The organism is Variimorphobacter saccharofermentans (assembly GCF_014174405.1).
GTDB lineage: Bacteria > Bacillota > Clostridia > Lachnospirales > Lachnospiraceae > Mobilitalea > Mobilitalea saccharofermentans.
In genome coordinates this window covers 2,876,774-2,887,500 of the sequence record NZ_JACEGA010000001.1, presented here as the reverse complement: position 1 = coordinate 2,887,500, position 10,727 = coordinate 2,876,774, and the positions used below count along the sequence as shown (strand labels likewise).

10 protein-coding genes and 1 rRNA gene (1 of these 11 cut by a window edge) are annotated in these 10,727 nt (G+C 46.0%); 5 read left to right on the top strand and 6 right to left on the bottom strand.

All coding sequences use genetic code 11. The features are described from left to right. A 23S ribosomal RNA gene (locus tag H0486_RS12665) occupies positions 1 to 1,294 on the top strand (it extends 1,782 nt beyond the left edge of the window). 281 nt (positions 1,295 to 1,575) lie between these two features. Here the strand turns inward: H0486_RS12665 and H0486_RS12660 are convergent. From H0486_RS12660 to H0486_RS12635, 6 genes are all read right to left on the bottom strand, one after another. Then, positions 1,576 to 3,276: a recombinase family protein gene (locus tag H0486_RS12660; protein WP_228353343.1), complete on the bottom strand. Its 1,701-nt coding sequence runs from the start codon at positions 3,274 to 3,276 to the stop codon at positions 1,576 to 1,578. Positions 3,277 to 3,359: 83 nt separating this feature from the next. After that, the gene (locus H0486_RS12655) at positions 3,360 to 3,653 is read right to left on the bottom strand and encodes a hypothetical protein (RefSeq protein ID WP_228353342.1); all 294 of its coding nucleotides are present in this window, start codon (positions 3,651 to 3,653) and stop codon (positions 3,360 to 3,362) included. A gap of 12 nt (positions 3,654 to 3,665) precedes the next feature. Next, positions 3,666 to 4,241, bottom strand: coding sequence for a hypothetical protein (locus tag H0486_RS12650; RefSeq protein ID WP_228353341.1), 576 nt, complete (start codon positions 4,239 to 4,241; stop codon positions 3,666 to 3,668). Positions 4,242 to 4,247: 6 nt separating this feature from the next. Beyond that, positions 4,248 to 5,048: a relaxase/mobilization nuclease domain-containing protein gene (locus tag H0486_RS12645; RefSeq protein ID WP_228353340.1), complete on the bottom strand. Its 801-nt coding sequence runs from the start codon at positions 5,046 to 5,048 to the stop codon at positions 4,248 to 4,250. Next, positions 5,048 to 5,353, bottom strand: a complete 306-nt coding sequence (locus H0486_RS12640) for a plasmid mobilization protein (RefSeq protein ID WP_228353339.1) — start codon at positions 5,351 to 5,353, stop codon at positions 5,048 to 5,050. The genes H0486_RS12645 and H0486_RS12640 overlap by 1 nt, the downstream gene beginning before the upstream one ends. A gap of 231 nt (positions 5,354 to 5,584) precedes the next feature. Beyond that, positions 5,585 to 6,685: an AAA family ATPase gene (locus tag H0486_RS12635; RefSeq protein WP_228353338.1), complete on the bottom strand. Its 1,101-nt coding sequence runs from the start codon at positions 6,683 to 6,685 to the stop codon at positions 5,585 to 5,587. 168 nt (positions 6,686 to 6,853) lie between these two features. On the opposite strand from H0486_RS12635, the gene H0486_RS12630 reads away from it, so the two are divergent. From H0486_RS12630 to H0486_RS12615, 4 genes are all read left to right on the top strand, one after another. Continuing rightward, positions 6,854 to 7,942, top strand: a complete 1,089-nt coding sequence (locus H0486_RS12630; RefSeq protein WP_228353337.1) for a DUF6076 domain-containing protein — start codon at positions 6,854 to 6,856, stop codon at positions 7,940 to 7,942. Positions 7,943 to 8,059: 117 nt separating this feature from the next. Beyond that, positions 8,060 to 8,311, top strand: a complete 252-nt coding sequence (locus H0486_RS12625) for a helix-turn-helix domain-containing protein (RefSeq protein WP_228353336.1) — start codon at positions 8,060 to 8,062, stop codon at positions 8,309 to 8,311. Further along, complete coding sequence (locus H0486_RS18470) at positions 8,308 to 9,720, top strand: helix-turn-helix transcriptional regulator (RefSeq protein WP_323163547.1); 1,413 nt, start codon at positions 8,308 to 8,310, stop codon at positions 9,718 to 9,720. The genes H0486_RS12625 and H0486_RS18470 overlap by 4 nt, the downstream gene beginning before the upstream one ends. 278 nt (positions 9,721 to 9,998) lie before the next feature. Further along, a complete protein-coding gene (locus H0486_RS12615) occupies positions 9,999 to 10,697 on the top strand; it encodes an alpha/beta hydrolase (protein WP_228353335.1) in 699 nt (232 codons plus the stop codon). The last annotated feature ends 30 nt before the right edge of the window (positions 10,698 to 10,727 follow it).

The following is a 10,727-nucleotide window of genomic DNA, read 5'->3' as shown; positions in this document are numbered from 1 at the left end:
TGCATAAGCCCGTACCGTAAACCGACACAGGTAGATGAGGAGAGAATCCTAAGGCCGACGGGAGAAGCATTGTTAAGGAACTCGGCAAAATGGCCCCGTAACTTCGGGAGAAGGGGCGCCTGCGAAAGCAGGCCGCAGAGAAATGGCCCAAGCAACTGTTTAGCAAAAACACAGGTCTATGCAAAACCGTAAGGTGAAGTATATGGGCTGACGCCTGCCCGGTGCTGGAAGGTTAAGGGGAGACGTTAGCAGGAACTTTAGTTCCTTGCGAAGCGTTGAACTTAAGCCCCAGTAAACGGCGGCCGTAACTATAACGGTCCTAAGGTAGCGAAATTCCTTGTCAGGTAAGTTCTGACCCGCACGAAAGGCGTAATGATTTGGGCACTGTCTCAACAATGCACCCGGTGAAATTGAAATACCAGTGAAGATGCTGGTTACCCGCGCCAGGACGGAAAGACCCCATGGAGCTTTACTCTAGCTTGATACTGGGACTCGGTAATGCATGCACAGGATAGGTGGGAGGCTAAGAATCTATGACTCCGGTCGTAGAGGAGCCGCTGTTGGGATACCACCCTTGTGTTACTGGGTTTCTAACATGCAGCCGTGAACCGGCTGGTGGACAATGTCAGGCGGGGAGTTTGACTGGGGCGGTCGCCTCCGAAAGGGTATCGGAGGCGCTCAAAGGTTCCCTCAGAATGGTTGGAAACCATTCGAAGAGTGCAAAGGCAGAAGGGAGCTTGACTGTGACACCGACGGGTGGAGCAGGTACGAAAGTAGGACTTAGTGATCCGGTGGTATAAAGTGGGATTGCCATCGCTCAACGGATAAAAGCTACCCTGGGGATAACAGGCTTATCACTCCCAAGAGTTCACATCGACGGAGTGGTTTGGCACCTCGATGTCGGCTCATCGCATCCTGGGGCTGTAGTAGGTCCCAAGGGTTGGGCTGTTCGCCCATTAAAGCGGTACGCGAGCTGGGTTCAGAACGTCGTGAGACAGTTCGGTCCCTATCCGGCGTGGGCGCAGGATATTTGAGAGGAGCTGACCTTAGTACGAGAGGACCGGGTTGGACGAACCACTGGTGCATCGGTTGTCATACCAATGGCACGGCCGAGTAGCCAAGTTTGGAAGGGATAAACGCTGAAGGCATCTAAGCGTGAAGCCCCCCTCAAGATAAGATATCCCATAGCACAAGCTAGTAAGACCCCTTGAAGACGACAAGGTGGATAGGACAAAGGTGGAAGTGCGGTAACGCATGTAGCTGATTGTTACTAATAGGTCGAGGGCTTAACCTAAAAAGGGTTTATAGTGGAAGAGTGGAGTCGGAAGACGAAGCTCTTGGATGTACATTTTCTTGTGTAGGATTTAGTCAATTAATAAGGAAAATTAGAAGCCTGGAGTATATGCTCGAGGTTTTTTTGTATTTAAAGCTTAATTCATGTTGTTCTTACGTACAAACCCGTTAATAATTAAATTGACAGAATATTTGGCGGGTGTTCATAAGGATACTTTGTGAACCGCCTAAAAATGCGGGGTATAAGGCGGACAGTTTCGGCTGTCCGCCTTTTGCTATGCCTTAAATTGCAGCTGGCAGTTCATCATCAAACAGCATTTCATCATCCATTCCATAGAATTCTTCCATAGATGGAATGTCATATTCCTCTTTGACATCGTTCAGCATCCCAATATCACGGTAGTAAATCCAGATATCCTGCGGAGCAGTACGGGAGTATTTCTCAGCCTTTTCACCCACCACAACTTTGGCAATAAACATGCGGAGCAGTTCCGGTGTCAGCTCGGTAAGGTCGGTATACTTCTTTGCCTTTTCAATAAACCTGTCTACATTGGTAAGGGAATTTTTGAGCTTATCCACTCTCACTTCGGCCTTTGGCATACGTTCCCGTAAGGCTTTTTGCTCTACGGTGTACTCATCGGACAGGGTTCGGTAATGCTCATCGGGTATACGCCCCAGCACATTGTCCTCGTAGAGCCGTTTGAAAAGTGCGGTAAGCTCCAAATCTCTTTTTCGCATAGTCTCCAGTTCTTTTTGCAGCGCAGTAATTTCCTTCCTCGTATCAGCAGTGTTTTTGCGGTTGATGCACTCCGCAAACAGCGCTTCGTCCTGTCTTGCAAAGTGGGTGACACGCTTCAGGTCATCCAAAATTACCGCTGCAAGCTGACTTTCCCGGATGTAGTGGGCGGAGCAGGTTTCCTTGCCATACTTCTTGTATGTGGAGCAGGCGAAATTGTTCTTGCTTTCGTCCATGGTATGGGCACGGTGCAAAATTAAAGGCTTTCCGCAATCAGCGCAGAAGACCAGTCCCGAGTAAGGGTTAGGGTCCTCCATGTTTTTTCTCGGACGCTTTTTGTGCTCGCGAACCGCATGGGTAATATCCCAGATTTCTTGGTCGATGATGCCCTCATGGGTGTTTTCAAACCTGAGCCATTCAGATTCCGGGCGAATGATCTGCTTTTTGTTTTTGTAGGATGCGGTGGTGTGTTTCATGCTGACGGTGTGTCCGAGATGGGTTTCATCATCTAAAATATTGACGATTGAGTTACTTCTCCACCTGTAGGGTCTGGTGGTATCTAAGTTCGTCAATGCCACTCCGGTTTGATTAAAATAGTAGTTGCTTGGATTTACCACCTGCTCTTCGGTGAGCTGCCTTGCGATTTGATTGGGACCTCTACCCTCGGCACACAGCTTGAAAATATACTTGACCACCTCGGCGGCTTCTGGATCGGGAACAATCTTTTTGGGATTGCTCTCGTCTTTTTTGTACCCATAGGGCGGCCTTGTTCCAACCCGTTCTCCGCGCTCAGCCTGTGCTTTCTTCACCGACCGAATCTTTTTGCTACAGTCTTTCGCGTAGAAATCGTTAAATAAATTCCGAAACGGAGCAAAATCGTTGTCACCGTAGAGTGTGTCCACGGCATCATTGATCGCAATAAACCGAACATTGTGGTTGGGAAAGGTGTGCTCCATGAGAAAGCCTGTTTGCAGATAATCCCTGCCGAGACGGCTCATGTCTTTGACAATCAGGGTTTCCACCTGTCCACTTTCAATCAGCTCCATAATCTCGTTCCACGAAGGACGATTGAAGTTTGTGCCGCTGAAACCGTCGTCGAACAGAAACCGAATATTGCCAAAGCCCTTTTCCTCTGCGTACCTGGTGAGGATCAACCGCTGATTCTGGATGCTGTTGCTTTCACCCTCCCGATCATCCTCCTGGCTCAGTCTGCCGTAGAGTATCGTAAATTTTTCGTTGTTTGCCATCGTTTAAAATCCTCCTTCTTGTTGTGGCAAACTGAATACGGTAACCCAAGCATACCGTAACAGGTTCCACAAGTCTACTGAAATCAAGCGTTTTTAAGCGTTTTTTCAAGGTCGTTTTCAATCACCGTAAGCATTTTTTTTGTGGGTGTGGAAGCACTTTTTAGTGGAAACACAGAATGAACCCGGAACACTCTGTCTTCCACCACCATATCCCGCTCAATGGTATGGGAGGATTCATCTGTGTAAACAAAGCTGTCTGTAAAGGTACGGTGAGTGCTGCCTTCACTGTCGCTTTGCCAAATGATATCGGCGGTTTCGTAAGCGCCGAGGATATTGGTTTTCAGATAATGCTGTGCCGCTAATTTCTCGTTTGTCATATCGCATCTCCTTTACATCTTCATTTCAAAACCGTGTTCACTGTGGTCATCTTCCTTTTGACCGACCGCTAATTTCTTCTTCCTGCCGGTGTGCTGCGGTGGTTTCATAGAGGCATCCTTTAGGGGAACAGGGTTGTCCAGCCGTTCCAAAGCGCGCCCCAGCTGAACCACACTGCTGCCAATGCCAGCAAGGTCAAGGGAATGATAATCCATAGCGGCGTCCATGTCAGGTGCGGCAACCGTAGCTTCGGCAGAGAAAAAGATTTCTCTTTCTGTTTCCCAGCCTGTGATACTGTTTGCTGAATTTGGGAGAGTATCTTGCTGATTGTCTCCATCTCCGACTTCGCAGGCAGATTGTCCAGCTGTGTTTTGAGGCTGCAGTTCTGCTGTTGGAGGAATTTCACCTGTTCCTGCAGCTGGGCTATCCCATTCCAAATCACGCTCTGGTTGTAAAACAGACTGTCCAGCTTTTCCTGTGTCAGCGGACAGGGTTGGGGGGTCTGCAGCGGCTGTGTAGGCTGTATCATCGTTGAGTTTGAACTTGCGTTCCGCTGTTTCAATTCTTCTAAGCTCAAATTCACGCTCCATCATCTCCTATAAATAGCGGTGGTCATGGAGTTTAATATCTCGGCAGGACATGGTGTTGGGGCAGGTATAGGTGATGTATTTTCTTCTGTTCTCCCATCGAACGGCATAGCCCTGTCGCTCCATATTTTTAATAAAATCTTGTTTTGTGCCGCTGGTTTTCATCGCCGTATCAATTGCGTTCATCAACGAAAACTTCCAACTCTGTCCTTTGGCGGCGGCGCGGTATTCCCGAGAGGCGAGACTTTGAGACTTGCCGCCTGTGTACGGTTCCAGAGTAGTCAGCCCATATTGCTGACAAATTTGGTCTGAATATGCCCGAAGCTTTAATAGTGTTTTGGGGCCTTGATGCAATTTCTTTCCTGTTTTAAAGCTGACCGAGTTAATAATAAAGTGGGAGTGCAGATGCTCGTTGTCCACATGGGTGGCGATGACTACCTCATAACCGGGATAATTATCCTCCGCAAATTTAACAGCAATCTCATGTGCGGTTTTGGGTGAGATGGTTTCACCATCCTTAAAGGCTTGGTCGTAATGATAAAACATGGTTTGATCAGCCTTTTTAAAGCTGTTTTTGGTCGCCATAAATTCTTGAAAAGCTGTTTCTGGACAGCAGTCCTTACCGGAGATTAAGCGGATACAGCCGGTCTTATCCGCATACTCGGAATAGGTTTGATAGTTGACGGTGTGGTCACAATTTAATTTTTCTGGCTCGATGCACACCTTGAAATCCTGCAAAATATATTTGAGTTCATTGCGCATAGAGAAAGCGTTTTGCTTTTTACAGGGGATGAAGTTGATTGTTGCCATTACCGATTCACCTCACAAAGAGCAGACAGCTTTTCATAGATACCGCTTAGCTGCGCCTTGGTTTCTGCAAGGTAAACGGCATCCACTTTCCCCATATTAGCCAGAGTGGTAAGCTGATTGAGGTTTCTGCCGATGGCTTTTAGCTCACTGATAAGCTCCTGCATCCCGTCTACCACAACGATTTCCTTATCGGTTATGGCTCGTTCTAAAAATTCCGTCATGGTAACCTTGCCACGCTTGGATTTTTGTTTCAGTGTTTGATAGGTGCTTTCGCTGATGCGAAAGGCAAAGGGTTTCTTTTTCATTGGCGGTTCTCCTTTCGATTTTCATTGCGACAACGGCGCTCCATAAAGTGGGGTCCGGGGCTTCTGCCCCGAGCGAACTGTGGCGGGCGTATAGCCCGACGCTCTGCTCGCCTCACCCAAGGGGTGAGAAATAGCAGCCGAAGCGCTCACATTTCATCGGAAACAAGGACGAATCCGAAGTTGTCCGCAACAGCGGCTCAATTTACGGGTTTATTCGGGTTAGGTGAGGGGTTATCCCACTCCACCCTCAATCTCGCCATACAGGGGCGAACAGGGGGCAACGGCGGCGAGATTGCAGCCCTGTGACGGTGCTGACGGCAAAGACGGCAAGTTTTGGGGGCTTAATTGTGCCGTCATATCGTCATTACCGTCATAACGGAGAGTAAATTCTCGCCGCTCAAAAGTCCTGTTCTCCGAATAATGAATACCGTTTTTTTGAAGATGCTCCATGTGCTTGATGATTTTCTTTTTCAGAATTGCAGGGCTGCAATCGAGATTGAGTTTTTCTATCAGCTCGGTTGCCGTCCCCGTGAAGCTGTCCGCCGATTTTATAAAATTACAGAGAAGAAAAATTTCATCCGGTATGATTAGCTGCCCCATTTCAATCGGTTCCAGCAGCTCCCATAAAAATTTGTTCCTGTTGAACTCCAAGAACAATTCCCGCCCCTCGATATCCCTGCCGGTGCAGATGAGCTTTGCGGTATTTCCAGTTCGCTTATCTTTTTGCAATACAAAGTTTGTATCAGCACCACCAGCAATACCACTGGTGCCCGAAATCATATTGAGCGGATCAGCATCGCCTGTTTTTCTAAGATGATGTACGAGCAGGATAGCAAGATGGTGACGGTCCGAAATTTGCTTCAGTGCGTTGATGTCATCATAATCGGAGGCATAGGGATTGACATTTGCGGAAACGGTTTTGCGAACCTTTTGCAGGGTGTCAATCACAATCAGTCCTGTGCCAGGGTGCTCTTTGATAAAGCTTTCAATTTGGTTTTCCAGACCATGACCGATAGCATCGCTCATAATCGCAAAGTGTAGTGTCGACGGTGCTTCATCGGTAATTTCAAACAGCCTGCTTTGGATACGGACGAAGCTGTCCTCTAAACACAGATACAGGACTTTGCTTCGTAGCGTTTCAAATCCCCATACCTTTTCACCCTTTGCCACCTGTAAGCAGATCCACAGTGCCAGCCAGCTCTTGCCAATTTTCGGTGAGCCTGCCAGCACATGCAGTCCTTCAGGCAGCAAACCGCTGACAATAAATTTCAGCGGCTCCATGGGTGTGGTCATCAAGGTTTCCGCATCCATGGTTTTTAACTTTCTTGACATTTGTGATTCCTCCTCTTAATTCAATTTGCTTTAAAAGGTGCAATAAATCGAATATTGAAAACTTCTATTCCTTGTGATACCATTGTCCTATATCCAGAAACAGAAATACACAGCGAATCGCAGAAACGCTGGTTTGAGGAAAATCGATTATTTGCGAGAGGAGCGCCTATGGAACAATATCCACTGATCAAAGTTTTCGAGGGAAGCGATAAGCTGTTTTACTCCATGGCTTATGCCTATCCGGACAAGGTGACTCAGTACGCGCAAAAGTTTATTGGAAATGGACTGATTGAATTTGTGGAAATGGATTTCGAGAAATACACAACATTGCTCACCGAAACGAAAGCCATTCCGCTCATTATGGAAAATTACCAGTCAATCAGAAACAAAATATTTGATGTTGCGGAAACCATTGCAGACAAGCACCGCTATGTTTATTTCTTTTTAGTGGGCTTACTGAACAACATTTTGAAAGAACCCATTCATGCCAAAAACGAATTTGAGGCCGCCTTGCTCAGACCGCTTACAACCTGCATCGATGAATTGGAACACATTTTAGAGCTACAGGAGGTATGCACGAAAGCGGTTACCACCTGTTTAGATAAAGAAAGCCACTCGGACAAGGAAATGTCCCAGCGGCTTTGTGAGTTTGTATCGGAGTACCCCGGCTTTGCCGAGGTTGCTGTGAAAATAAAATACGAGTTGCTGCCGAAGAAAAATGGCAAGGTGGATATGGATACGCTTAAGGATATCCATGATTGGAATCTACGGGAAACAGACGAGCTTTTGGAAATCATGCACCAAGATGGCGAGGGCGTCAGTCTGATGCCATACTATTTATTTGAGTATTTGGATGAGCTGCTTTATTATGAGTTTACCGAAATGCTGAAAAATGCACGGTTCGTTAAGCGTTGCAAACTGTGTAGTCGCTATTTTGTGTTGACCGATAAACGTAAGCGGGATTTTTGCGACCGGCCTTATAACGGCAATCGCACCTGCAAACAGGTTGGAGCAAAGCTGTTTTATGATCAGGGCATGCAGGGAAACGATTATTTGCTCGCTTTCCTGACCGAGTACAACAAGGTGTACTCTCGCCGTTACCGTGCGGACGGTAAATTGCCAGAAGAGTTTAGCGGCAAGGACATGTCCTTGGAGAAATTCTCCAAGTGGGCAAAGATGGCATGTCAGGCTCGAAGTGATTACCTTGATGGGAAAATTACGGGAGAAGAAATGCTGGAGAAAATTAAAATGGAATAATAATTTATTAAAATTTGCAAGGCAATTATTGGGGAGCCATATTCGCTAAACAACTAAATACTACATAAAACTACAATAGAGATTGCTTTTATGCCTTGTCTGGAGTATCATTATCACATGATTAGTCATATGCCTTTGAAAGAAAGCGAGGTGCTTGCCATGCCAGAAAACAACATTCAATACAGATGGATATCCCTGCAAGAGGCCTGCGATTATCTTGGCGTGAAGCGCCACACGGTCATGCGTTGGATTGATCAGCGCGGTATGCCCGCATCAAAGGTGGGAAAACTCTGGCGTTTCAAAGCTGCTGATATAGACGAATGGGTTAAAAAAGGCGGAGCCTCCGATGAGCGGGAGGCTATCAAATGAACAGATTTAAGACTTTAAATGCCCGCAGGCTTTCTGTTGCCGGATTCTCATTTCTCTTTGCCTATATTCTGTCGTTTCAGTTTGAGGGGCAGGTGCTGTACAGCCTGCTGGATCTGATTGGAACAGACGCCTACCGTTACATACTGGCTGCAATTATCGCGCATTTCGCGGGGCTTTTTACCTGCGGCCTGTTTGTCAAGTCGCAGGCGGCCGCCAAAAGCATGATGCTCGGCGGCATGGGCTTATGCTTAGCCGCCACTGTCCCCTTCTTTTTTCCTCTCCCCGCTCTATGGATGGGCGGCTTGATTGTCAGCGGATACTTTAGCGGCTGTGCGGTGGCGTCATGGGGGTTTTTTCTCAGAGCCTTTACACCCAAAAACGAGCGCATTAAATCCTGCGCCGATGCTCTGATTTATTCCAATTTGCTGATGATTGCAGTCAACGTAATTGCCATGAACCGGTCAACCTTTATCGGGCTTGGCCTCTCTATGCTTTGTCTTGTAATCGGAGCGGTGTTTATTTGGATGCTGCCGTTGGAGCAGGAGAATGAGCAGAACAAAACATTTATAAATAAGACCCCTGGCGGCATTAAAACCCCGCTAATATTGCTGTGCCTTTTTGTCTTCATCATAACAATTAATTCAGGACTGATGTATCAGGTCATCAACCCCGCTTTTGAGCATCTGACGGGGCTGGTGAGCTGGTATTGGGCCGTGCCTTATATCGTAGCGCTCGCCATTATGCGCAACCTGCCTATGAAAGCAAATCGTTCCAGAATTTTGTATATCGGGATGGCAATGATTATGGGAGCGTTCATCAGCTTTATGCTGTTAGGGCGAAACACCTCCGACTATCTGATTGTGGATACGCTGATGCTCGGTGCTTGCGGTATTTTCGATCTGTTTTGGTGGAGCATCCTTGGAGAAATGCTGGATTATAGCGACAACCCTGCACATACCTTTGGTATTGGGCTTTCCGCCAATGTATTCGGCGTGCTTTGCGGAGGCGTTTTGGGAATGACCGTAACATCCATTGGGCTTCCCAGTGCGGAGGTTGCGGTGATTGCCCTTACTGTGGTTTGCGTTACACTGGTTATGCTGCCGCCGCTGAACCATCAGCTTGTTTTACTGCTGAAAAGCCATGCCTACCTTGCCGCTTATGACAATATGAGTCAGTCACAGCAAACTGACATTGTTCGTCAAATTAAAACTCTTGACCCGCTGACCGTCCGGGAGCAAGAGGTATTGCAGCTAATCCTTTCAGGCAAATCCAATCGCGAAATTGCCGGGGCTTTGTTTATCAGTGAGAGTACTGTAAAAACACATGCAAGGAATATTTTTTCAAAATATGATGTAGGTAGTCGAGCAGAACTCATCAGCACCCTGCTGAAAAACCAAACGGTTGGATGATACATAAAATCACATAAATATAGGGTTTAACTGGGGGCTGTCGCACTAATTACTTAGTGCGACAGCCCCTTAATTAAGTTATTTTTTACGACAATCTTAAGTATTAGAGTTAGATAAATATGTCGGATTTTATTTATAAAAAAACTAGTATATTTTCATCATTTTACATATGTGTTATAATTTGGGATAGAGCATGTTCAAAGGTTTAATGTAATGAAATCCAATCGTTTAAACGAAAATAGTATCAGTTAAAAACAAATGACTCAGGAGAACAAGGGATGAGACAAGAAAGAATAGATATTGATGGAATACCAGCTATTATATGGGGAGAGAAAAGCAGCAAAATATATATCTTTGTTCATGGAAAAATGTCATGTAAAGAAGATGCAGAGGGATTTTCGGAAGTAGCCACAGCGAAAGGATACCAGGTTCTAAGCTTTGACCTGCCGGAGCATGGAGAGCGAAAGAATATACCTGATTATCAATGCCATGTATGGAATGGTGTACATGATCTAAAATGCATAGGAAGCTATGTACAGCAAAGATGGGATGATATTAGTGTTATTGGTAGTAGCTTAGGAGCATATTTTAGCTTGTTGGCTTATAATGACTATCCTTTGGAAAAATGTCTGATGATTTCTCCCATTCTTGACATGGAACGTTTAATCAGGAATATGATGAAGTGGTTTCAAATATCTGAAGAAACACTAAAAAATCAAAAGGAAATACCGACGCCAATGGGCGAAACGCTATACTGGGATTATTACTGCTATGTAAAAGAAAATCCGATTATCAAGTGGGATGTACCAACTTCGATAATATATGGTTCTGAGGATAATCTTACGGAACGAGAGGTAGTTGATGCATTTACATCGAAATATCACTCCAATCTTACTGTCTTGGAGGGGTGCGAACATTATATTCATAAACCGGAATATGTTGCGCAATTACAGAAATGGATAGAAGAGAATTGCTAGTTTTATGAGCTTGACAATGTTCGAACTATG

Excerpts from the sequence above, each read along its gene's own strand:
- H0486_RS12615 (WP_228353335.1), top strand. The coding sequence starts at position 9,999 with ATGAGACAAGAAAGAATAGATATTGATGGAATACCAGCTATTATATGG.
- H0486_RS12660 (WP_228353343.1), bottom strand. The coding sequence starts at position 3,276 with ATGGCAAACAACGAAAAATTTACGATACTCTACGGCAGACTGAGCCAG.
- H0486_RS12655 (WP_228353342.1), bottom strand. The coding sequence starts at position 3,653 with ATGACAAACGAGAAATTAGCGGCACAGCATTATCTGAAAACCAATATC.
- H0486_RS18470 (WP_323163547.1), top strand. The coding sequence starts at position 8,308 with ATGAACAGATTTAAGACTTTAAATGCCCGCAGGCTTTCTGTTGCCGGA.
- H0486_RS12645 (WP_228353340.1), bottom strand. The coding sequence starts at position 5,048 with ATGGCAACAATCAACTTCATCCCCTGTAAAAAGCAAAACGCTTTCTCT.
- H0486_RS12635 (WP_228353338.1), bottom strand. The coding sequence starts at position 6,685 with ATGTCAAGAAAGTTAAAAACCATGGATGCGGAAACCTTGATGACCACA.
- H0486_RS12640 (WP_228353339.1), bottom strand. The coding sequence starts at position 5,353 with ATGAAAAAGAAACCCTTTGCCTTTCGCATCAGCGAAAGCACCTATCAA.
- H0486_RS12650 (WP_228353341.1), bottom strand. The coding sequence starts at position 4,241 with ATGGAGCGTGAATTTGAGCTTAGAAGAATTGAAACAGCGGAACGCAAG.
- H0486_RS12630 (WP_228353337.1), top strand. The coding sequence starts at position 6,854 with ATGGAACAATATCCACTGATCAAAGTTTTCGAGGGAAGCGATAAGCTG.
- H0486_RS12625 (WP_228353336.1), top strand. The coding sequence starts at position 8,060 with ATGATTAGTCATATGCCTTTGAAAGAAAGCGAGGTGCTTGCCATGCCA.